This is a genomic window from Arthrobacter ruber, assembly GCF_002954225.1.
GTDB classification, from domain to species: domain Bacteria; phylum Actinomycetota; class Actinomycetes; order Actinomycetales; family Micrococcaceae; genus Arthrobacter_D; species Arthrobacter_D ruber.
Genome location: NZ_PPTH01000015.1, coordinates 292,054 through 313,031, shown reverse-complemented (window position 1 = coordinate 313,031; position 20,978 = coordinate 292,054). Strand labels below are relative to the sequence as shown.

20 protein-coding genes and 1 tRNA gene are annotated in these 20,978 nt (G+C 69.4%); 6 read left to right on the top strand and 15 right to left on the bottom strand.

Features of this window, described 5'->3' with window-relative positions; translation table 11 throughout:
- Nucleotides 1–14 precede the first annotated feature (14 nt).
- Complete coding sequence (locus tag CI785_RS07960; protein WP_105031527.1) at nucleotides 15–398, bottom strand: DUF485 domain-containing protein; 384 nt, start codon at nucleotides 396–398, stop codon at nucleotides 15–17.
- Between the two features lie 221 nt (nucleotides 399–619).
- Between CI785_RS07960 and CI785_RS07955 the strand changes: the two genes are divergently transcribed.
- The 4 genes from CI785_RS07955 to CI785_RS07940 are packed head-to-tail and all read left to right on the top strand — an operon-like array spanning nucleotide 620 to nucleotide 4,477.
- Nucleotides 620–1,807 (top strand): histidine kinase, encoded by a 1,188-nt coding sequence (locus CI785_RS07955; protein WP_105031526.1) that lies wholly within the window; start codon nucleotides 620–622, stop codon nucleotides 1,805–1,807.
- A 19-nt stretch (nucleotides 1,808–1,826) separates the two neighbouring features.
- Nucleotides 1,827–2,546, top strand: a complete 720-nt coding sequence (locus CI785_RS07950; protein ID WP_105031525.1) for a LytR/AlgR family response regulator transcription factor — start codon at nucleotides 1,827–1,829, stop codon at nucleotides 2,544–2,546.
- Nucleotides 2,547–2,601: 55 nt separating this feature from the next.
- Nucleotides 2,602–2,985: a DUF485 domain-containing protein gene (locus tag CI785_RS07945; RefSeq protein ID WP_105031524.1), complete on the top strand. Its 384-nt coding sequence runs from the start codon at nucleotides 2,602–2,604 to the stop codon at nucleotides 2,983–2,985.
- A 25-nt stretch (nucleotides 2,986–3,010) separates the two neighbouring features.
- The gene (locus tag CI785_RS07940; protein WP_105031668.1) at nucleotides 3,011–4,477 is read left to right on the top strand and encodes a sodium/solute symporter; all 1,467 of its coding nucleotides are present in this window, start codon (nucleotides 3,011–3,013) and stop codon (nucleotides 4,475–4,477) included.
- A gap of 34 nt (nucleotides 4,478–4,511) precedes the next feature.
- Here CI785_RS07940 and CI785_RS07935 read toward each other — a convergent pair whose 3' ends face one another.
- The 6 genes from CI785_RS07935 to rpsB form a co-directional block, all read right to left on the bottom strand.
- On the bottom strand, nucleotides 4,512–5,087 hold the full coding sequence (locus CI785_RS07935) for a DivIVA domain-containing protein (RefSeq protein WP_105031523.1): 576 nt from the start codon (nucleotides 5,085–5,087) through the stop codon (nucleotides 4,512–4,514).
- A 75-nt stretch (nucleotides 5,088–5,162) separates the two neighbouring features.
- Nucleotides 5,163–6,197 (bottom strand): phosphatidate cytidylyltransferase, encoded by a 1,035-nt coding sequence (locus CI785_RS07930; RefSeq protein WP_205753580.1) that lies wholly within the window; start codon nucleotides 6,195–6,197, stop codon nucleotides 5,163–5,165.
- Nucleotides 6,197–6,754 (bottom strand): ribosome recycling factor, encoded by a 558-nt coding sequence (frr, locus tag CI785_RS07925; protein WP_105031522.1) that lies wholly within the window; start codon nucleotides 6,752–6,754, stop codon nucleotides 6,197–6,199. The genes CI785_RS07930 and frr overlap by 1 nt, the downstream gene beginning before the upstream one ends.
- Before the next feature lie 124 nt (nucleotides 6,755–6,878).
- A complete protein-coding gene (pyrH, locus tag CI785_RS07920) occupies nucleotides 6,879–7,619 on the bottom strand; it encodes a UMP kinase (RefSeq protein ID WP_105031521.1) in 741 nt (246 codons plus the stop codon).
- Between the two features lie 171 nt (nucleotides 7,620–7,790).
- Nucleotides 7,791–8,627: a translation elongation factor Ts gene (gene tsf / locus CI785_RS07915; protein ID WP_105031520.1), complete on the bottom strand. Its 837-nt coding sequence runs from the start codon at nucleotides 8,625–8,627 to the stop codon at nucleotides 7,791–7,793.
- 134 nt (nucleotides 8,628–8,761) lie between these two features.
- Nucleotides 8,762–9,697, bottom strand: coding sequence for a 30S ribosomal protein S2 (gene rpsB, locus CI785_RS07910; protein ID WP_105031519.1), 936 nt, complete (start codon nucleotides 9,695–9,697; stop codon nucleotides 8,762–8,764).
- A gap of 407 nt (nucleotides 9,698–10,104) precedes the next feature.
- Between rpsB and CI785_RS07905 the strand changes: the two genes are divergently transcribed.
- Nucleotides 10,105–10,824: a murein hydrolase activator EnvC family protein gene (locus tag CI785_RS07905; protein ID WP_240615074.1), complete on the top strand. Its 720-nt coding sequence runs from the start codon at nucleotides 10,105–10,107 to the stop codon at nucleotides 10,822–10,824.
- A 100-nt stretch (nucleotides 10,825–10,924) separates the two neighbouring features.
- Here CI785_RS07905 and CI785_RS07900 read toward each other — a convergent pair whose 3' ends face one another.
- The 7 genes from CI785_RS07900 to CI785_RS07870 all read right to left on the bottom strand — a co-directional run bounded on the left by CI785_RS07900 (nucleotide 10,925) and on the right by CI785_RS07870 (nucleotide 17,799).
- Complete coding sequence (locus CI785_RS07900; RefSeq protein WP_105031518.1) at nucleotides 10,925–12,115, bottom strand: acyl-CoA dehydrogenase family protein; 1,191 nt, start codon at nucleotides 12,113–12,115, stop codon at nucleotides 10,925–10,927.
- Nucleotides 12,116–12,355: 240 nt separating this feature from the next.
- Nucleotides 12,356–12,429, bottom strand: a tRNA-Ile gene (locus CI785_RS07895).
- A gap of 66 nt (nucleotides 12,430–12,495) precedes the next feature.
- Nucleotides 12,496–13,749: a glycosyltransferase gene (locus CI785_RS07890; RefSeq protein WP_105031517.1), complete on the bottom strand. Its 1,254-nt coding sequence runs from the start codon at nucleotides 13,747–13,749 to the stop codon at nucleotides 12,496–12,498.
- A gap of 49 nt (nucleotides 13,750–13,798) precedes the next feature.
- Entirely contained in the window at nucleotides 13,799–14,674 is an 876-nt protein-coding gene (locus tag CI785_RS07885) for a DMT family transporter (RefSeq protein WP_105031516.1), read from the bottom strand.
- On the bottom strand, nucleotides 14,662–15,285 hold the full coding sequence (locus CI785_RS07880; protein WP_105031515.1) for a CDP-alcohol phosphatidyltransferase family protein: 624 nt from the start codon (nucleotides 15,283–15,285) through the stop codon (nucleotides 14,662–14,664). The genes CI785_RS07885 and CI785_RS07880 overlap by 13 nt, the downstream gene beginning before the upstream one ends.
- A gap of 111 nt (nucleotides 15,286–15,396) precedes the next feature.
- The gene (locus tag CI785_RS07875; protein ID WP_105031514.1) at nucleotides 15,397–16,218 is read right to left on the bottom strand and encodes a phage holin family protein; all 822 of its coding nucleotides are present in this window, start codon (nucleotides 16,216–16,218) and stop codon (nucleotides 15,397–15,399) included.
- 147 nt (nucleotides 16,219–16,365) lie between these two features.
- Nucleotides 16,366–17,799: a sugar porter family MFS transporter gene (locus tag CI785_RS07870; RefSeq protein WP_105031513.1), complete on the bottom strand. Its 1,434-nt coding sequence runs from the start codon at nucleotides 17,797–17,799 to the stop codon at nucleotides 16,366–16,368.
- A gap of 285 nt (nucleotides 17,800–18,084) precedes the next feature.
- Here CI785_RS07870 and CI785_RS07865 point away from each other — a divergent pair, with 285 nt between their 5' ends.
- Entirely contained in the window at nucleotides 18,085–19,314 is a 1,230-nt protein-coding gene (locus CI785_RS07865) for a multidrug effflux MFS transporter (RefSeq protein WP_105031512.1), read from the top strand.
- Between the two features lie 73 nt (nucleotides 19,315–19,387).
- Here the strand turns inward: CI785_RS07865 and CI785_RS07860 are convergent, their stop codons facing one another.
- Nucleotides 19,388–20,893 (bottom strand): SDR family oxidoreductase, encoded by a 1,506-nt coding sequence (locus CI785_RS07860; protein WP_105031665.1) that lies wholly within the window; start codon nucleotides 20,891–20,893, stop codon nucleotides 19,388–19,390.
- Between the last annotated feature and the right edge of the window lie 85 nt (nucleotides 20,894–20,978).

Sequence of the window (20,978 nt, the reverse complement as noted above, 5' to 3'; positions counted from 1 at the left end):
GCTGGGGAGAATGCTCACTTCTTGTCTCCTGCGGGGTCGATGAAGGCTTCGGGCGCCGCTTCCTCGAGCTCGTGCCGCAGCTCTGCGGCGATCGGGTCGAGGCGCCTGTTGGCGTAGCTGACGTACCACATGGTGATGGCGAAGGTGCTGACGAACTGCAGCAGCCCCAGGATGATGCCGATGTTGATGTTGCCGAAGACCGGCGTGGCCATGAACTCGTGAGCGTAGTCGGCGAGCAGCACGTAGGCGAAGTACCAGAGCAGGAAGAACACTGCCATGGGGAAGACGAAACTGCGGTGGCGCTTGCGCAGTTCCCTGAACTGCTCGGTCTGCTGGACTTCGGTGAAGTCCACGGCAGCACCGGAGCCGGCGGCCGGCCCTATCGGGTGCGAACCCATGATTCCTCCTTCTCGGGGAGTCACCCGGGCACGGAGCGGCGAGGACGGCCGCGCAGGAGGGCACGCCGGTGTGACTCCCATCACTCTGCGGCACCACGGCGGCGCGGTGCCACGTCCGCCATGCCGCGCATCGGTGAGCGTACAGCGGGGTGCGCCGAACGGTCCCGAAGCGCGACGAACGGCACGGTCGGGGGCTCGGCGGCTGACGATACGCTGGGACCATGTTCAGCGCCGCCGTCGACACCGCACTGGTGTGCGCCGTGGCCGTCATCACCCTCGCCGTCGTGGCCTCGCTCGGATTCCGGCTCTCGCGCTCCTACCGGGACCTCGGCTCCGACGCCGACCGCGCCACCTACGCCACCCTGCACACGGCAGCCCTCGCCTCGGAACACCTGCGCGAGGGCCTGACGCCGTCGGGTGCCTCGAAGGCCAGCCGGCACCTGCGGGGGCTCCTGCGGTGCGACATCCTCATGATGAGCGACGACGCCGGCGTCCTGGCGTGGGACGGCGGGCGGGGCACCCCGCCGGACGTGATGCCGCTCGTCCGCCGGGTCCTCGAGAGCGGCCGCACGCAGATCGTCCGGCGCCAGCGCCTCGAGGACGCGGGCCTGCCGGGCCTCGGCGAGCTGGTCCTCTCCCCCGTCCGCGTGGACGACCGCGTGGTGGGTACGGTCGGCGCCTTCGCCGGCGACGTCAACGCCGGGCTCGTCCGCGCCACCAACGAACTCGCCGGGTGGGTGTCCACGCAGGTGGAACTGGCGGAACTGGACTCCTCCCGCCGGCTGCTCGCGGAGGCGGAGGTCCGGGCCCTGCGCGCGCAGATCAGCCCGCACTTCATCTACAACTCGCTCAACGCCATCGCGTCCTTCATCAACACCGATCCGCAGCGGGCGCGCGAGCTGGTGGTGGAGTTCGCCGACTTCACCCGCTACTCGTTCCGCCGCCACGGCGACTTCACCACGGTGGCCGAGGAACTGCGCAGCATCGACCGCTACCTGCTGCTCGAACGCGCGCGGTTCGGGGACCGCCTCCGGGTCAGCCTCGAGATCGGTCCCGAGGTCCTCAGCACGGTCATCCCCTTCCTCAGCCTCCAGCCCCTCGTCGAGAACGCGGTGCGCCACGGCCTGGACTCGAAGGACGGCGTCGGGAACATCACCATCACCGCGCACGATGTCGGCGCGTTCGCCGAGGTGACCATCGAGGACGACGGCGTGGGGATCGACCCCGACCACCTGCGCTCGGTCCTCGCCGGACACACCGAGGACGTGCACGTTGGCCTGCGGAACGTCGACTCGCGCCTGCGCCAGGTGTACGGCGACGACCACGGACTCATCATCGACACCGCCCCCGGCGCCGGGACGCTCATCACCATGCGCGTGCCCAAGTCGCAGCCCGATCACCGGGCATGAACCGCGTAACCTAGGACGCATGGTCAATGTTGTCATCGCCGACGATGAGCTCCCCGCCGTCGAGGAACTGGCCTTTCTGCTCGGCAAGGACGCCCGGATCGGCACCATCCACCGCGCCTCCAGCGGGGCGCAGGCCCTGCGGGCCCTCGAGCAGCACAGCGTCGACGCCCTGTTCCTCGACATCCACATGCCGTCCCTGTCCGGGCTCGACATCGCCCGGGTCATCTCCCGCTTCGCGCGTCCACCCGCCGTCGTGTTCGTCACCGCCGACGAGGACCGCGCCCTCGAGGCTTTCGAGCTGCGCGCCGTCGACTACCTCCTGAAGCCCGTGCGGACCGAACGCCTCGCGGAATCAGTGCGGCGCGTCTGCGAGCTCATGGAGGGCTCGACGCCGGCGCCGGAGGTCATCACCGTGGACCAGGGCGGCGTCAGCCGGATGATCCGGCGCGACGACGTCCGCTACGTCCAGGCTCAGGGCGACTACGCGCGCCTGCACACCGCCGAGGCCAGCTACCTCATCCGCATCCCGCTCAGCGACCTCGAGCGCCAGTGGGCCGAGGCCGGGTTCCTCCGCACGCACCGCTCCTACCTCGTCGCCATGGACCAGGTGCGGAAGGTCCGGATGGGCGCGGGCCGTGCGAGCCTGTTCGTCGGGGACGCCGAGCTGCCGGTCAGCCGGCGGCACCTGCCCGACGTCCGCGAGAAGCTCGAGGCCACGCGCCTCCGCCCGAGCTCCTGACGGCGGGCAGGATGCAGCGCGCAGGCCGGCGGTCGGCCCCTTCCGGGCGCCCGTGATGGAGGAGCAGTCCGACGTCCCGCGCCGCGTGCGGGTCACGGCGCCGAGGACGGCGGCCCGGGCCACCGGGGCGTCCTTCCCCGTGGCCCGCGAGATGGCCGAGCAGTCCGAGGTGGGCCAGCTGTTCGTCGAGTCCCTCATCCGGTCGCAGCTGCGCCTGGCGCTCGTGGTCGCGGGCGGCTTCCTGGTCATCCTCATCGGGATCCCGGTACTGCTCACGGTCTTCCCCGACATCGACGGCGTCACCGTCCTGACCGTCCCCGTCCCCTGGCTGCTCCTCGGCCTCGGGGTCTACCCCCTCGTCATCGGGTGCGCCGTCCTCTACGTGCGCAGCGCGGCCCGCAACGAGCGGCGCTTCCAGGACCTCGTCGACGATGACTGACGCGCTCGACGACGGCCTGCTGCAGCTGAGCCCGGCCGTGGGCTACACGGCCCTCGTCCTCGTGTCGCTCAGCACCGTGCTCATCGGTATCTACGGGCTGCGCATCTCGCGGACCACCGGGGACTTCTACGTGGCGTCCCGCACCGTGCGCCCGTGGTGGAACGCCTCGGCGATCGGCGGCGAGTACCTCTCGGCGGCCAGCTTCCTCGGCATCGCCGGGCTCATCCTCGTCTCCGGGGTGGACGCCCTGTGGTTCCCGATCGGCTACACCGCCGGCTACCTCATGCTGCTGCTGTTCGTCGCCGCTCCCCTGCGCCGTTCGGGCGCCTACACCATCCCCGATTTCGCCCAGGCCAGGCTTGACTCCCTGCTGGTGCGCCGCGTGACGAGCCTGCTCGTCGTCGTCGTCGGCTGGCTGTACATCGTGCCGCAGCTGCACGGGGCGGCCCTGACGGTGCGCATCACCACGGGCCTGCCCGCCTGGGCGGGGCCGCTGGCCGTCGTCGTGGTGGTGTGCCTGAGCGTGGTGACCGGCGGGATGCGCTCCATCACCTTCGTGCAGGCCTTCCAGTACTGGCTGAAGCTGACGGCCCTCGCGGTCCCCGTGGCCTTCATCCTGTTCCGCCTCGGCACCGACGGCGGGGCCGTCACGGCCGGTGGCAGCGCGTTCACCGCGGACCTCGACACCGCGGCGGACGCCTCGCTGTACGGCACCATCTCGCTCGTCATCGCACTGCTGTTCGGGACGCTCGGCCTGCCCCACGTACTGGTCCGCTTCTACACGAACCCGGACGGCGCGTCGGCGCGGAGGACCACCCTGATCGTGCTCGGCCTGCTCTCGGTGTTCTACCTGTTCCCCACGGTGTACGGGATCCTCGGCCGCATCCACACGCCCGAACTCGCCGCGGCCGGAGCAGCCGACGCGACCGTCCTGCTGCTCCCGGGGCGCATCTTCGACGGCGCCACGGGCGATCTCCTCTCCGCCCTCGTGACGGCCGGGGCCTTCGCCGCGTTCCTCTCGACGACGAGCGGCCTCGTGGTGTCGCTCGCCGGGGTGGTCAGCCAGGAGTTCTTCCACGGCAGCGTCAGGGGCTTCCGGAGCGCGGCCCTGCTCTCGGCGGTGGTGCCCCTCGGAGTCGCGCTGATGACCGACAGCCTCGCCCTCGCCGGCAGCGTGGGGTCCGTGTTCGCCTTCACGGCGTCCACGATCTGCCCGCTGCTGCTGCTCGGCATCTGGTGGCGGGGGCTGACGGACGCCGGTGCCATCGCGGGCATGCTCACGGGCGCCGTCCTGTGCGGCGGGGCGATCACCGCGACGGCGCTGCTGGGACCGGGGGCGGGCGAGCGGTGGGTCTGGCTGGGTCAGCCGGCCCTGTGGACGGTGCCGGCGGCGTTCCTCACCATGGTGCTCGTGTCCCGCGCGACGGCGGGACGGCGGCCCGCGTCGGCCTCACGCGTGCTGGCGCGGCTGCACACGCCCGAGCCGCGCTAGCGTCGGGCGCGGCGTCCGGTCCGGGGCCCGGCGTTCAGTCGATGCCGGCCATGAGTTCGACGACGCGATCCAGGAACACGTCCACCTGGTTCTCCTCGTAGCCATCGGCTCCGCGTGCCTCGCGGAACACCGCTCGGCGGACGACGTCGACGCTCATGGGGACCTCGTGCTCGAGGTACTGCAGGAGCTCGTCGCACAGCCGGTCCACGTCGTCGACGTCGTAGCTCGGGACGGTCTTCTTCGCCGGGCGCCGGAAGCGCTCCCCCGGCGGGCGGTTGAGCCGGTTCCGGAGGACCGCCGCCGAACGGCCGATCTGCCGCAGCCACGCGTCCTCGCCCTGGGTGCGGATCAGGTGGTCGCGTTCCCGCAGGGCGAAGACGTCCTCGAGGCGGTCGAGCGCGGCGTCCACGGCCTGCGGATCGTAACCGCCCTTGACGGGGTCGAACGCCATGGCACGGACGTCCCTGCTGGTGATGGAGCTGTCCGGCCTGTCCGCGTTGTAGTGCCCGCGCGCCTTCTTCAGGAAGCGGTCCACCTGGCGCATGTTGTAGCCGAACTCCGTGCGGCTGACGCGCGCGAACGGAGAACTGCCCGGGCGAGGCACGTCCATCGTCTTGTGTCCTTCTGCTGAAACCTGGTGAGACCTGCGGGAGCCATACGCTCCGGGGCACTCGCCGACCTGCGGTTACAGCAACCCCGGAACCAATGTAGCGGACAGCAGGTACGCCATCGGGGAGGCGAAGACGATCGAGTCGAGGCGGTCCATCACCCCGCCGTGACCGGGCAGGATGCTGCCCATGTCCTTGACGCCGAGCTCGCGCTTGATCATCGACTCGGCGAGGTCGCCGGCGGTCGCGGACGCCACGATGACGACGGCGAGCACCAGCCCGACCCACAGCGGCTGCCCCAGCAGGAACACCGCGCAGAGTCCGCCGATCACCAGGGCCCCGCCGATCGACCCGCCGAAACCCTCCCAGGACTTCTTCGGACTGATCTTCGGCGCCATGGCGTGCTTGCCGAAGAAGACCCCGACCAGGTATCCGAAGGTGTCGTTGGCGACGGCGAGCAGCAGCACGGTGGCGATGACGAGGAACCCGCCCTCCGCGCGCATCAGGATCATCGCGAAGCTCAGCATGAACGGCACCCAGAGCACCGTGAAGGTCCCGGCCATCAGGCTCTTGGCGGCGTCCGGTGCGGGATCGACCGAGCGCCAGAGGAACAGCGCGAGGACGGCGAGGACGGTGGCGGCTGCCAGCCCCTCGGCGCCGCCGAAGTAGGCGGAGAACGGGAGCACCAGTGTCCCGGCCAGGGTGGGCACGAGCGGCACGTGGATGCGCCGCACCTCGAGTGCGCGGCAGGTCTCCCACACACCGACGGCCGCGAGCAGGGTCACGATGCCGACGAAGACCACGGGGAAGAACAGCAGTCCCACCAGCGTGGGGATCAGCAGCGCCGCGCCGACGCCGATCGCGGCGGGAAGGTTGCGGCCCGCACGCGACGGCGTACCGGCGTCCCTGGGCCCGCGCCGCCGGAACAGCCGATGAGCGGACACGCGCGTTCTCCGGCGCGATCGGCGGGAGCCGGGAGCCGGGTCGGCGCCCGGAGCCGCCGTCGTCCCGGCGGCGGCGACGCCGGAGGCGTCGTCTGTCCCGGCATCGGGCCCGGCATCGGCTCCGGCCGCCCGGCCGCGGTCCGCACCGGGAGGATCGAGGTCTGCCATCAGACCTCGAGCAGCTCGGATTCCTTGCGCTTCAGCAGCTCGTCGATGAGGTCCACGCGGGACTTCGTCAGGGCGTCGAGCTCCTTCTCCGCGCGCGAGCCCTCGTCCTCGCCGGCGTCGCCGTCCTTGACGGCCCGGTCGATGCCGTCCTTGGCCTTGCGGCGGATGTTGCGGACGGAGACCTTGGCGTCCTCCGCCTTGGTCTTCACGAGCTTCACGTACTCCTTGCGGCGCTCCTGCGTCAGCTCGGGCAGGACCACACGGATCACGTTGCCGTCGTTGGACGGGTTGGCGCCGAGATCGGAATCGCGCAGCGCCTTCTCGATGTCGTTCAGTGCGCTGCGGTCGAACGGGGTGATCAGGAGCGTGCGTGCCTCGGGGTTCTGGAAGGACGCCAGCTGCTGCAGCGGGGTGGGTGCGCCGTAGTACAGCACCGTGATCTTCGAGAACATGGCCGCGTTGGCCCGGCCCGTGCGGACGGTCGCGAAATCGTCCTTCGCGACCTCCACGGCCTTGTCCATCTTGTCGGTGGCTTCCAGCAATGTCTCTTCGATCACAGTGTGCTCCTTCGCTCCGCAGTCGGCTGCCCGGCAGCCGTTCCAGTGTTCAATCCTAGTTCAGGGTGTGCCACGTCCCGGCCGGGCAGGGCGGCGGTGCACCGTCCCGGCCGGTCGGGCAGGGTCAGGCCGTGACGACGGTGCCGAGCTTCTCGCCGCGGATGGCGCGGGTGACGTTGCCCTCCCCCTCCATGCCGAACACCACCATGGTCAGGTTGTTGTCCTTGCACATGGTCATGGCGGTCTGGTCCATCACCCGGATGTCGCGGCGCAGGGCCTCGTCATAGGAGAGCGTGTCCAGCTTCTCCGCGGTCGGGTCCTTGTGGGGGTCGGCGGTGTAGACGCCGTCCACCCCGCTCTTCGCCATGAGGACCTCGTCGGCGTGCACCTCGAGGGCCCGCTGGGCCGCGACGGTGTCGGTCGAGAAGTACGGCAGGCCCGCTCCGGCGCCGAAGATGACCACGCGCCCCTTCTCCAGGTGGCGGATGGCGCGCCGCGGGATGTACGCCTCGGCGACCTGGCCCATGGTGATGGCGCTCTGCACGCGGGTCTCCACGCCGGCCTGCTCGAGGAAGTCCTGCAGGGCCAGGCAGTTCATCACGGTGCCCAGCATGCCCATGTAGTCGGCCCGGGAACGGTCCATGCCGCTCTGGGACAGCTCTGCGCCCCGGAAGAAGTTGCCGCCACCGACGACGATCGCCACCTCCACGTCACCGACGGTCGCCGCGATCTGCTTCGACACGGACCGGACGGTCTCGGGATCGACGCCGAGCTTGCCGCCACCGAACACCTCACCGGAGAGCTTGAGGAGCACCCGGCGCCGGCGCCCGGTACCAGCCGTCGCAGCGTTCGATTCGGTGTCCATGAGATGCCTCCCGGGCGTAGAACTGTGGGCCGTTCCTGGATGGACGGCCTGTGGTGCGGGTTGTCGGGATGTTGCCGGATCCGTTACAGGATACGGCGCGCCTCCCGGGCGCAGGAAAGGGCGGCCACCTCCGGGGCGGCCGCCCCTTGTGCTACGGACCGTGCCTGCGGCCTAGGCTCCGACGCGGAACCGTGCGAAGGCCGTGGCCTTGGCGTCGGCGTCGGCGAGGACCGTGGCGACCGACTTCTTGGCGTCCTTGGCGAAGGCCTGGTCCACCAGGACACCCTCCTTGAAGAAGCCCGTGAGACGTCCCTCGACGATCTTCGCCAGTGCCTGCTCCGGCTTGCCCTCGGCGCGTGCGGTCTCGTCGGCGATGCGGCGCTCCGACTCGACGAGCTCGGCGGGGACGTCCTCGCGGGTCAGGTAGGTGGGCGAGTACGCGGCGATGTGGACGGCGACATCGTGGATGGCCTCGACGGCGGCGTCACCGGATCCCTCGACGGCGAAGAGCACGCCGACCTGGGCGGGGAGGTCCTTCGACGTCTTGTGCAGGTAGGCGTCGACGATCTGACCCTCGACGCGGGCGATGCGGCGGACGTCGACCTTCTCGCCGAGCAGGGCACCGGCCTCGATGACGTGTTCGGAGACGAGCTTGCCGTCGAGCTCGAACGCGAGGAGCGTCTCGACGTCGGTGGCACCGGACTCGATGGCTGCTCCGAGCACCTTGTTCGAGAACTCGATGAAGGGGCCGGCCTTGGCGACGAAGTCGGTCTCGCAGTTGACCTCGACCATGACGCCGACGTTGCCCTCGACGCGAGCGGCCACGAGGCCCTCGGCGGTCGAACGGCCTTCGCGCTTCGTCGCACCCTTGAGTCCCTTGATGCGGATCAGTTCGAGGGCCTTGTCGGCGTCGCCATTGGCTTCGTCGAGGGCCTTCTTGACGTCCATCATGCCGGCGCCCGTGCGCTCGCGCAGGGCCTTGATGTCAGCGGCAGTGAAATTTGCCATACGAACTCCTAAGTTGATGTGGATCTACGACAAGCTTGCGCGGGCTCCTGCCCGCGGACGAGCATCCCGCGGTGAACATCCGCGGAACATGCGTAAGGGGCGTGGTTTGACCCACACCCCTTACGCAACGGGAACTACTTGGTGTCGTCTGCTGCGGCTTCCGTGACGGGAGCCACTGCTTCGGGGACTTCCTCGGCGATGGGGGCCTGCAGGCCTGCAGGAGCCTCGTCGGCGGCGGGCGCCTCGGCGGGGGCGGTCTCGGCGGGGGCTGCCTCGGCTGCCGGTGCGGCTGCCTCGGCGGTGTTGCCCTCGAGCAGTTCGCGCTCCCACTCGGCCATGGGCTCGTCGGCGGCGGCCGCGTCGTTGTTGCCCGAACGGTTGTGGCGGGCGATCAGGCCCTCGGCCACGGCGTCGGCGACCACGCGGGTGAGGAGGTTGACGGCGCGGATCGCGTCGTCGTTACCCGGGATCGGGAAGTCGACCTCGTCGGGATCGCAGTTGGTGTCGAGGATCGCGACGACGGGGATGCCGAGCTTCTTGGCCTCGTCGATCGCGAGGTGTTCCTTCTTGGTGTCGACGACCCACACGACCGAGGGAGCCTTGGTCAGGTTGCGGATACCACCGAGGTTGCTCTGCAGCTTGGTCAGCTCACGCTTGAGGAGCAGGAGCTCCTTCTTCGTGTGGCCCGAACCGGCGACGTCGTCGAAGTCGATCTCTTCGAGTTCCTTCATGCGCTGGATGCGCTTGGAGACGGTCTGGAAGTTGGTGAGCATGCCACCGAGCCAGCGCTGGTTGACGTAGGGCTGGCCGACGCGCGTCGCCTGGTCGGCGATCGCTTCCTGGGCCTGCTTCTTGGTGCCGACGAAGAGGACGGTCCCGCCGTGGGCGACGGTGGCCTTGACGAACTCGTAGGCGCGGTCGATGTAGGACAGCGACTGCTGGAGGTCGATGATGTAGATGCCGTTGCGCTCGGTGAAGATGAAGCGCTTCATCTTCGGGTTCCAACGGCGGGTCTGGTGACCGAAGTGGACGCCGCTGTCGAGCAGCTGGCGCATGGTTACGACTGGCATGTTCTGCCTTTCTTCAGCTCCGGCTCTGGCGCAGCGCGCTGCCTGAAGCTTGTTGACGGTTGTCTCAGTACCGGCCGGGGTGGCCGCTACGTCCTGGCACCTGGTTGTCGTCGGGACGCCCCCTCCCTCACCGGCTTCCGCCGGACCGTGGGGAGGGCGCTTCAGCAGTGGAATGAGGCGCTGAATCGCAGGCACGCGTAGTCAGCCCGATGATCCCGCCCCGCGATGATGCCCTGGGCATGAGGAGGAGGGAGCAGCAGACTGCTTGAACAAGTGTACTACAGCGGCACTGCCGGTCAGGGCGCACGACGGGGGTCCGCCGGCGCCGCGGCCCTCCTGGCCCGCACCTGTCCACATGGCGTCGGCAGCCCTCTCCCTGCATCCCGGTGCAGGGGCAGGATGTCCGCATGGACCTCCCCGATCCGCCCGCTTCCTGGTTCCCGGTGTCCACCCGGCACGGAGGGTCGGTGCGTCCCGCCCGACCCGCCGGCCGTGCAGGCGGCGTCCCGGGCGGACGGCGCCGTGCTCGCGCTCCTCGTCTCGGCCTGGCGGGCGTTCTCGTGGGCATGCTGCTGGTGCCGGTGGGAGCAGGAGGTCCGGCGTCCGCCACCGGCGCCGGGCACCGCGCTGCCGAGGATCGGCCCGTCGTCGTCGATCGCTTCCTCCCGCGACCCCCGGCGGCCTTCGTCCCGGAATGGTCGTGGCCGCTGACGCCGGATCCGACGGTCCTGCGCTCGTTCGAGAAACCACCGCGGAAGTGGGAGCGGGGTCACCGCGGGGTCGACCTGGCAGCCCGCCGCGGGGCCTCGACCATCGTGGCCAGCCCCGCCGACGGCGTGGTGTCCTTCGCCGGCACCGTCGTGGACCGCGGGGTGCTGTCGATCGACCATGGCCAGGGCCGGATCAGCAGCTTCGAGCCGGTGACCACCGATCTGGTCGAGGGTCGGCGGGTGACCAGGGGTGAGGTGGTGGCGACCCTCGAACCACCGGGTGCTGATGGCTCCCCGCCCGGTCACTGCGGGGTGTCGTGCCTGCACTGGGGCGTGCGGCAGGACGGCGAGTACGTGGACCCGCTGGCCTTCGTGACGGATCGCCGCCCGTCGGTCCTGCTGCCGCTCGATGGATGACCGGCCGCGTTCCGTCCCGCGCCCTGCGCACCTGTGGCGGGCGTGAATGCCGTCGATCCGCCACCCCTGCGGATGAGGGACGTCGTCCACGTCGGGGAAGCTAGACGAACGCGGCGATACCCGTGATCGAGCGACCCGCCACGAGCGTGTTGATCTCCTGCGTGCCCTCGTAGGAGTAAACGGCCTCGGCGTCGGAGAAGATCTTCGCCATCTCGTAGTCGACGACGATCCCGTTGCCGCCGAGGATGTTGCGTCCGGCCGCGACGCTCTCGCGCATGCGCGCCGTCGTGAAGGCCTTGGCCAGGGCGGACTGCTCGTCCTTGGCCCTGCCCGCGTCCTCGAGCTGGGAGAGGCGGACCATCATGCCCATCGAGCTCATCGCATTACCGAGGATCTGGACCAGCTGCTGCTGGACGAGCTGGAAGCTGGCGATGGGCCGGCCGAACTGCTCGCGCTCCACCGCGTAGCGGCGCGCGACGTCGAACGCGGCGAGCTGCTGGCCGACGGCCTGCCAGCCCACGGAGAGGCGGGTGACCTTGAGGACCTTGTTGGTGTCCTTGAAGCTGTTGGCACCCTTGAGGTGGAAGTCGTCGGAGACGACGACGTTGTCGAGGACGATGTCGGCGTTCTCCACGGTACGCAGGGCGATCTTGTTCTCGATCTTCGTGGAGGAGAAGCCGGGCGTCGCGGTGTCCACGAGGAAACCCTTGACCTGGTTGTCCTCGAGGTCCCGCGCATAGACGACCACCCAGTCTGAGAAGGTCGCGTTGCCGATCCAGCGCTTGGCACCGTTCAGGATCCAGGTGTTACCGTCGCGGCGGGCGGTGGTCCGGGTGCCGCCGGCCACGTCGGAACCCCCGAGGGGCTCGGTGAGGCCGAACGCACCGATCTTCCTCATCGCGTAGATGTCCGGCAGCCACTCCTCCTGCTGCTCCTTCGAGGCGAGCGCCTCGATGGAGCCGGTGAAGAGCCCGTCGTGGACGCCCATGAACGTGGCGATCGACGTGTCCGCCCGCGTGAACTCGGCATGCGTGATCCCCGCGAAGAGGTTGGAATAGCCCTGCCGGTGGACGGGACTCACCGGATCCAGATCGGCGAGCTTGGGGATCAGGTCCTGGGGGAAGGCGCCCCGGTTCCACCAGTCCACGGCGTTGGGACGGACCTCGCGGGCGAGCCACGCGCGGATCTCCTCGAGCCGGGAGCGTTCCTTGTCGGACATCAGCTCCTCGAACGCGAAGAAGTCACCGTCCGCGTAGGGCAGGTTGTTCAGATCGATCGGCGTCTTGCTCATCGGATGTCCCTCGCTCAGGTCCTCGGCGACCGGAATCCCACGCGAACAGGTGGGCTGTACGGCGGGCGCGCGCTGCGCTCAAGAACATGTTACCCGTGGGTAACATAGGGCGCCAGTAGCGCGCATCCGTCAGCGGCGGGAAGGCGACGGGCATCAAGCAGCACCGCGCCACCCGTACGCGGGTGGCGCGGTGCTGCGGTCGGTCGTCATGGCGGTGTCGCCAGGACGATCGACCGGGAGTAGGGCTGCTGGGGCTTGAACCCAGGACAAACGGATTATGAGTCCGCTGCTCTAACCAGCTGAGCTACAGCCCCGAGGAGCGGAGAAGCCCCCCCACGCGCCGGGCCCGGACGGTTCCGCCGGGCCACGAGGCGCGAGTCCTAGTGTATGCGGACGGCCGGGGCGCCCGCGGGGTGGAGCGCGGCGGCGTCGGCTTCTGCGATGAGGGCAGCGGTGGACAGTGTCCCGTAGTAGAGACCCTCGAAGGTCTCCAGGGTCGCGCCGATGTCGTGCCTGCCGACCATCTCCCGGCTGGCAGCACCCATCGCCCGCCGGTCCTCCGGCGACAGCTCGAGAATCTCGGTGATGCGGGTGCCGAGTTCGTCGGAGTCGCCCGGCGTGAACAGGTAGCCGTTCTCGCCGTGGGACACGAGGTGCGGAAGCGCCATGGCGTCGGCCAGCAGCACCGGTGTCGAGGCGGACATCGCTTCGAGGGTGACGAGCGACTGCAGCTCGGCCGTTCCGGGCTGGCAGAACACGGAGGCGCGGATGTAGCTCCTGCGCAGCTCGTCGTCGTCGATCAGCCCACGGAAGGTGACACGGTCGCTGATGCCGAGCCGCGCCGCCTGCGCCTGCAGCGCAGGCTTGACCTCCCCGCCTCCGACGATCTCGAGGTGGACGCGCAGGTGTTCGGGCGTCTTCGCCACGGCGTCGATGAGCACGTCGACGTGCTTCTCCTCGGCCAGGCGACCCACGAACAGGACCGTGGGGTGCTCATGGGGCTCGATGTCCTCGCCCGGCTGCACCTCGTAGGCCGCCGAGTCGATCCCGTTCGACACGGGAAGCACATCAGTGAGGAAGGCGTGGTCGTGCATGGCCTTCGCCGCGAGCGGCGTGGGGGTGGTGACGGCGGCGGCCTTGCCCATCACCTTGCCCATGTCCTTCCACGAATTCCTGGCGACGATGCGCTTGAACCATTCGGGGAAGGGCAGGAACGGGTTGATGTTCTCGGGCATGAAGTGATTGGTGGCCACCACGCGGATGCCGCGGCGGAGGGCTTCGTACAGCGCGTACTCCCCCACCATGTAATGGCACTGGATGTGTACGACGTCGGGCTGGACCCGGTCGAAGAGCATGCTGATGTCGCGGCGTATCTCCCACGGGTAGCAGATACGCCAGTAGTCGTGCGTCGGGACGCTGTGGGAGCGGAGTCGGTGGACCGTCCAGTCGCCGCCCTCTTCCGTGAAGCTCCGTCCGTTGGAGGAGCGCGGAGCGAGGACGTGCACGTCGTGGCCGCGTCCGCTCATGCCCTTCGCCAGCCGGTACCCGAACTGGGCCGCTCCGTTCACGTTGGGCGGATAGGTGTCCGCGGCGATCAGGATGGTCAGGGGCTTGAAAGCAGCCGGGTAACTCACGCGTGGATCCCCTACGTAGGTGTGCTGGACGGAACGGCGGTGGGTCGCTTCAGCGCTGCCGCTTCACGACATCAGGGTGATGGCGCGACAGGGCTACGACCCCCACAATAGCAACGAGCGCCGCCGCGCCCATCCCCAGCGCCGTCACGGTCCGCACATCGGGCTGCAGTTCGTCGAGGATGACGATGCCCACCGCGATGCCGACGATCGGGTCGATCACCGTCAGTCCGGCGATGACGAGGTCGGGCGGACCGGTGGCGTAGGCGCTCTGGACGAACCAGGATCCGAGGGCGGCGGCCGCGGCGAGGGCCACGAGGGTCAGGACCGGGACATTGAGCAGGAAGCGCCCGTTCGGGTCCAGCAGGTGGCCCGCGACGACTTTCGTCAGGACGGCCACGAACCCGAAGAGGACCCCCGCTCCCAGGATGTAGGCGAAGGCGTTCAGGCGGTGCCGGCCCATTACCGCCATGGACCCGAAGAGCACGACGGCGGCGCCGAGGAGGAGCACCACGGAGAGCTCCTGTGCGGGGTCGACCGCGTGGTTCTCCCGCGTGACGTTCACGGCGAGCAGCACGAAGAGGGCGCTGCCGGTCACGCAGGCGGTGATCGCGGCGACGGTGGGGCGGTTGATCCGGATGCCCTGGTCCCGGGAGTTGACGACCGTGGTGATCACCAGCGCGATCGCACCGATGGGCTGGACCACCGTCAGGCTCGCCAGCGACAGCGCCACCACGTTCAGGGCCATCCCCGTCCCGAGGAGGAACAGCCCGAACAGCCAGCGCGGATTCGTGAGGAGGCGCGAGAACCCGGACGACGAGAGGGACAGCCCGCCCGTGTTCGCCCGGACGGCGCTGCCCTGGCGCTGCGCTCCGAACGCGAGGAAGACTGCGCCCAGCAGCGCCAGCGCAATCGCTAGGAGGGGCACGACTGCTGCTCGACCCGCTCCAGCCGGTACTTGCGGTGCGCGGCCCTGAAGTAGGCGACGAACGCGACGAGGTGCAGCACGCAACCGGCGGCGAGCAGTCCCTGTGCGACGACGAGGATCCAGTCCTGGCCGAAACCCTCCACGCGGTTCAGCAGGAGCAGTGGCGCTCCCACGAGCAGCAGCGCGGTGCGCACCTTGCCGACGGTGATGACGGGCAGGTGGAGGGGCCCGCGGAACAGGACGAGCGCATTCACGATGAGGATGATGTCCGGGATGACGATGGCCCAGAGGAGCCAGGCGGGGGCGATCCCGTCCACCACGAAGGTGATGGCGATGACGATCAGCGCCGTGCGGTCCGCGACGGGATCGAGCCACTTCCCGACGGCGGACACCTGCTGGAGTCGCCGTGCCACGTAGCCGTCCACCCAGTCGGTGGACCCGACCACCACGAGGGTGAGCACCGCCGCGCCGTACCGCTGCTGGGCGATGAACCAGACGAAGAGGGGGACGCCGAGGAACCGGATGATCGTGATGAGGTTCGGCAGGGTCCATGGCGTCGCGAGTTCCACGCCCTCACTGCCGGCCCGTGCTCCCGCCCCGATCAGTCTCATCACCCGCGCCTCCCCACCCCATTATGCAGGCCGGCGGCCGCTCCCCCGTGCCTCCCCGTCGCGGCAGCGACGGAGGGATCGGGCGAGCGGCCGCCGGGGCCCTGCCGAGTCCTACTTGCTGAGCAGCCTGCGCAGCATCACGAGCATCGCGGCGACGGAGGCGGCCAGCACGCTCAGGGGCTTCCACCGGTCGGCGAGCGTGGTGTTGTGCGGGACCTCGCGCCGGACCGCGACGGCGGCGACCCGCTGGCCGTCGGACGTCGACCCGCTCTGCGAGCTCCCCTGCGATCCGCCCTTGCCGGAGCGGTGCCGGGCCTTGTCGAGGCGCGCCTTGACGTCCGCGCGGGCGCCGAGCGAGTCCCTCGCCTCGGCGATGTGCGTCCGGCGCTCCCCGGAACGTCCCCGCAGTTCCTCGTACGACGGCGTGGACTCCTTGGGCTTGGAGTCCTTGACGTCGTCGTCCTTGGCATCCTTGTCCTGCTTCGGCTTCTTCACGTCGAGCGTCGCTGGATCGAAGCTGCGGCCCTCCTTCAGCACACCGAGGTCGTAGCGGATGCCGCGGATCGCGTCCTCGGGTACCAGCGGAAGCTGCTTCTTGAGACGCGTGACGCCGATGAGCGCGAGGACACCGGCGATCACGAGGAAGAGCAGGGCGACCAGCAGCGCTGCCAGCCACGGTGCCATGATCTCGGCCAGGCCCATGATGGCCGCGACGATGAGGGCCACGGCGAAGAACAGCACGAAGACGAGCGCGACGACGAGGAAGGCGGCGGCGATCCCGGCCTTGATCCCCTTCTGCTTCATCTGCTGGACGGCGATCGAGAACTCGTCGCTGACCTGGCGCGGCGTCAGGCGCGCGAGGAGCCTGATGAGTCCAAACAGCGAGAGCGAGCCCGTGGACCGCTTGCCGCGCGTACTAGCCGAGCTGTTCATAGGCCCTGCCTCCATTCGTAAGTGTGTTGCTGGACAATCCTGAACCAAAATTACCACCGGCGGGGCGGCGGGTTTTCGCCGGGCACGCGGGACGCCGGTACGGGCTGCGCGGACCCGCGACGGCGCAGGTCACGCGGCGGTCCGTCCTCACGCGGTGGTGAGTTCCGCGTTGTCCTCGAGGTCCTTGCCGGTGAACTCGGGAAGTCGGGTCCGGACGAAGATGAAGGACAGGACGGCGAAGACGGTGAACGCCGCGTACATGATCCAGAGGCCAAGGTTCTCGCTGACCCACGGGAAGGTCAGGGTGACGATGAAGTTGAACACCCAGTTCACCATCGTCGCCACGCCGAGGGCGATCGAGCGGATGCGGTTGGGGAACATCTCGCCGAGGGTCACCCACATGACGGGCCCCCAGGTCGCGGCGAAGAAGACGACGAAGAGGTTCGCGCCGACGAGGGCGATCGGCCCCCACGCGCCGGGCAGCGTGAGGTCCTCGCCCGTCCCCTCGGCCTGCAGAAAGGCGAGCGTCGCGGCCAGGAGACCGACGGTCATGCCGACGGAGCCGATGAGGAGCAGCCGGCGGCGTCCCACGCGGTCCACGAAGAAGATGGCGACGAAGGTCATGCCCACGTTGATGATTGAGGTGATCACCGACGTCGTGAACGAATCGCTCTCGCTGAAGCCGACGGACTTCCAGAGCGTGGTGGAGTAGTAGAAGATCGCGTTGATGCCCACCAGCTGCTGCAGTGCGGCGATGGCCATGCCGACCCACAGGATGGGCTGCAGCCCGAGCGCGGGGCCGCGCAGGTCGCGGTAGCTCGCCCGGTCCTCCCGTGCGAAGCTCTCGCGGATCTGGCTGATCTTGCCCGAGGTGTCGGTCACGCCCGAGACACGCGAGAGCACGTGGGCGGCCTCCTTGTCGCGGCCCGCCCGGATGAGGAACTGCGGGGACTCCGGGATGATGAGCGCCAGGACTCCGTAGACGACGGCGGGAACCACGCCGACGAGGAGCATCCAGCGCCACGCGGACAGGCCCCACCAGAACTCGTTGCCCGCGCCGCCCGCAGCGTTCGCGAGCGAGGCGTCCGAGAGCAGGGCGGCGAAGATGCCGACCGTGATGGCGAGCTGCTGGACGGACGCCAGCCCCCCGCGCCACTTGGACGGTGCGATCTCGGCGATGTAGCCGGGGACGATCACGGACGCGATGCCGATGGCGAGACCGCCGACGAGCCGCCAGGCCATGAGGTCCCACTCGGAGAAGGCATACGCCGATCCGGCGGAGTTCACGGCGAACAGCATGGCCGCCGCGACCATGACCTTCTTGCGACCCCACCGGTCGGCGAGGCCGCCGGCGAACCAGGCGCCCGCTGCACAGCCCAGCAGGGTGATGGCGACGGTGAAGCCGAGGACGCTCGGACTCAGGTCGAAATCGGCCTGGATGGAATCCACGGCTCCGTTGATGACGGCGGTGTCGAAACCGAACAGGAGGCCTCCGACGGCGGCTGCGACCGTGATGGCGATCACCCTCGCGAAGTGCTTCGGTGACTGCTCGGCCTCGACCTCGGTGCCGTTCCCGCTCATATGCCGCTCTCCCTGCTCGTTCCGTCTCTCATCACCCTACGTCAACCCCAAGCGTGCTTAGCAGTGGATTCCACGGCATGCTCCCCTGCGTCAGATGTGTCGCACGGTTGACGACGGCCCTAGGATGGGAGGGACGTTGATTCGCCCCAGCAACCAAATCGCTCCCGTGGGGACGGCCGGTTGTGCAACCCCAGCCGCTCCGCCGTCGTCGCCGGGCTGCCGCGATCGATGCCTCCCCGTACCTCCTCCTCCATCGGCAGCAGTACCGTTCCGTAAGGCAGCATTGTGAGCACCCTCTCCCACCCCGGTGACACCCTCTCCCGCCGCGAGAAGATCATCTACGTCTTCATCCTCGGCACCCTCACGGCCCTCGGGCCGTTCACGATCGACCTCTACCTCCCGGCCTTCCCTGCCCTGCAGGACGACCTCGCCGTCTCCGAGGCCGCGGTGCAGCTGACGCTCACCGGGACGATCATCGGTTTCGCGTGCGGACAGCTGCTCGTTGGCCCCCTGAGCGACAAGATCGGCCGTCGGCTGCCGCTCATCCTGGCGACCACACTGCACGTCGGCGCCTCCATCGGCGCTGCGTCGTCGGAGGACATCAATGCGCTGCTGGTCTTCCGCGTCCTGCAGGGCGTCGGCGCGGCCGGCGGCGGCGTGGTGGCGATGGCCATGGTGCGCGATCTGTTCGGTGGCTACACGCTCGTGCGGATGCTGTCCTACATGGCGCTCGTCAACGGCATGGCGCCCATCTTCGCGCCCGTGATCGGCTCGCAACTGCTGCTGCTCTTCCCCTGGCCCGGCATCTTCTGGTTCCTCGCCTGCTACGGCGTGCTGGTGATCCTCGCCGTGTCGCTGTTCATCATCGAGACCCTGCCCCGGGAGAACCGCCGCCGGTCCGGGCTCACCGTCGCCCAGCGCTACCGGGCGGTGCTCAGCGACCGCATCTTCATCGGCATCCTGCTCGTGGGCGGCATGAACTTCTCCGGGATCTTCTCCTACCTCTCCGCGTCACCGTTCCTCTTCCAGGGGCCGTACGGACTGAACGAGCAGCAGTACGGGCTGCTGTTCGCCATCAACTCCCTCGGCGTGGTCGCGGGCGTGCAGATCAGTTCGCGGGTCCTGCGGCGTGTGGGCCCGCAGTGGGTCATCGCGGTCGCGACGCTCGTGCAGCTCGTCATGGCGATGCTCATCATCGCGTTCGACCAGTTGGGGCTCGGCGTCTGGGGCACCGCGGTCCCGCTCTGGTTCTACATCATGGCGACGGGCTTCATCTTCCCGTGCGTGCAGGTGCTGGCGCTCATCAACAACGGGGCGCAGGCCGGCACCGCCGCGTCGCTGCTCGGCGCTGTGACCTTCGGGACGGCAGGGCTCGTCTCCCCGCTCGTCGGCCTCCTGGGCGACGGGATCGAGTCGGCGACACCCATGGCGCTGGTGATGGCCGGCTGCATCGCCCTGGGCGTGGTGTTCCTGTGGACGGTGGTCCGGCCCCGGACCGTGCCGGCCCTGCAATAGCGGGGCCCTGACGGAACCCTGCCCGGGTCGGGGTCGGCTGGTGTGCCGGAGGGATTCCGGGAGCGCGGCGCCGTCAGGCCGGAGCTGTCTCGGGCTCCGCCGGCAGCGACTCCGCCGTCTTCGCGATGTTCCGCGCCATGGCCGAGAAGATGAAGCCGTGGAAGGGCAGGACCGCGAGCCAGTACAGCCGCCCTGACAGCCCGTGCGGGAAGAAGACGGCCCGCTGGTAGAAGGAGCTGCCCGAGCCGTCGGGTTCCACCCTGAACTCCAGCCAGGCACGACCGGGCACCTTCATCTCCGCGCGGAGCCGCAGCCGTTCACCGCGCACGAGTTCCTCGACGCGCCAGAAATCGAGTGCCTCCCCCGTCAGGAGCTCCTTCGCATCCCGCCGTCCGCGGCGCAGCCCCACGCCTCCGGCCAGCTTGTCCATCCAGCCGCGGGCGGCCCATCCCACGGGCCAGGAGTACCAGCCGTTCTCGCCGCCGATCCCCTCGACCACGCTCCACAGCTTCTGCGGGGACGCCGTCGAGCTGTAGGTCTGGACGTCGGTGTAGACGGTGTGTCCTGCCCACTGGGGGTCCGAGGGCAGCGGGTCGGCCTCGGCGTCGACCTGGGATGCTCCGGCCCAGCTCGTCTCCACCTCTCCCCCGCGCATCTTGCCCAGCGCGAGGTCGACGGACCTGCGGTACCCCGTCAGCCCGCCCTCGGGCACGGGGATGTGGTGGTCGATGTCGTGCTCGGACGTCACGGCGTCGTGCTGCAGGGACTCGATGAGGGGCATCGCCATGGCCCGCGGGATGGGCGTCACCAGGTTGACCCAGTGGCCGGCGAGGCGCGGCGTGAGGACCGGCAGCGCGAGGATCCGCCGGCGCGGGAGGCCCGCGGTCTCGGCGTACTGGTTCATCATCTCGGCGTACGTCAGCACCTCCCGCGAGCCGATGTCGAATGTCCGGTTCAGGTCCTCCGGGAGGTCGAGCGCGCCGACGAGGTAGTGGATGACATCGCGGACGGCGATGGGCTCGATGTGGTTCAGGACCCACTTGGGCGCGGGCATCACGGGGAGGACGTCGGAGAGGTGCCGGATCATCTCGAACGATGCGGACCCCGATCCGATGACGACGCCGGCCTGGAAGGCGATCGTCGGTGTGCCGGAGTCGAGGAGAATCCTGCCCACCTGGGTACGCGAGCGCATGTGGGTGGACAGCTCCACGCCCTCGGGATGCAGACCCCCGAGGTAGACGATGCGGCGCACGCCGGCGCGGGTGGCCGCGTCGGAGACCGTCGCGGCGATCTCGGCCTCGCGGGTGTCGAAGTTCCTGCCGGAGCCCATCGAGTGGACGAGGTAGTAGAGGGTGTCGACGCCCCGGCTCACCTCGCGCATGGTGTCGGCGTCCTGCAGGTCTCCCGGCACGATCTCCACCGACGAGGCCCAGGGCACGTCCTTCAGCTTCTGCGGCGAGCGGACGACGACGCGGACCCTGCGGCCCTCGGCGACGAGCTTCGTGACGAGCCGGCCGCCGATGTACCCCGTGGCGCCGGTGACCAGGATGAGCTTTCCCTCAGTGCTGCCAGTGTCCATGGGCACAGCCTACGCCGGGCCCCTGACACGGTTCCGGTTCCTCCCTGCGGTAGGAGGGCCCGCTGCCACGGGCCCTCGTACTCCT

Excerpts from the sequence above, each read along its gene's own strand:
- CI785_RS07960 (WP_105031527.1), bottom strand. The coding sequence starts at position 398 with ATGGGTTCGCACCCGATAGGGCCGGCCGCCGGCTCCGGTGCTGCCGTG.
- CI785_RS07955 (WP_105031526.1), top strand. The coding sequence starts at position 620 with ATGTTCAGCGCCGCCGTCGACACCGCACTGGTGTGCGCCGTGGCCGTC.
- CI785_RS07950 (WP_105031525.1), top strand. The coding sequence starts at position 1,827 with ATGGTCAATGTTGTCATCGCCGACGATGAGCTCCCCGCCGTCGAGGAA.
- CI785_RS07945 (WP_105031524.1), top strand. The coding sequence starts at position 2,602 with ATGGAGGAGCAGTCCGACGTCCCGCGCCGCGTGCGGGTCACGGCGCCG.
- CI785_RS07935 (WP_105031523.1), bottom strand. The coding sequence starts at position 5,087 with ATGGACGTGCCTCGCCCGGGCAGTTCTCCGTTCGCGCGCGTCAGCCGC.
- CI785_RS07930 (WP_205753580.1), bottom strand. The coding sequence starts at position 6,197 with ATGGCAGACCTCGATCCTCCCGGTGCGGACCGCGGCCGGGCGGCCGGA.
- pyrH (WP_105031521.1), bottom strand. The coding sequence starts at position 7,619 with ATGGACACCGAATCGAACGCTGCGACGGCTGGTACCGGGCGCCGGCGC.
- tsf (WP_105031520.1), bottom strand. The coding sequence starts at position 8,627 with ATGGCAAATTTCACTGCCGCTGACATCAAGGCCCTGCGCGAGCGCACG.
- rpsB (WP_105031519.1), bottom strand. The coding sequence starts at position 9,697 with ATGCCAGTCGTAACCATGCGCCAGCTGCTCGACAGCGGCGTCCACTTC.
- CI785_RS07905 (WP_240615074.1), top strand. The coding sequence starts at position 10,105 with ATGGACCTCCCCGATCCGCCCGCTTCCTGGTTCCCGGTGTCCACCCGG.
- CI785_RS07900 (WP_105031518.1), bottom strand. The coding sequence starts at position 12,115 with ATGAGCAAGACGCCGATCGATCTGAACAACCTGCCCTACGCGGACGGT.
- CI785_RS07880 (WP_105031515.1), bottom strand. The coding sequence starts at position 15,285 with ATGAGACTGATCGGGGCGGGAGCACGGGCCGGCAGTGAGGGCGTGGAA.
- CI785_RS07875 (WP_105031514.1), bottom strand. The coding sequence starts at position 16,218 with ATGAACAGCTCGGCTAGTACGCGCGGCAAGCGGTCCACGGGCTCGCTC.
- CI785_RS07870 (WP_105031513.1), bottom strand. The coding sequence starts at position 17,799 with ATGAGCGGGAACGGCACCGAGGTCGAGGCCGAGCAGTCACCGAAGCAC.
- CI785_RS07860 (WP_105031665.1), bottom strand. The coding sequence starts at position 20,893 with ATGGACACTGGCAGCACTGAGGGAAAGCTCATCCTGGTCACCGGCGCC.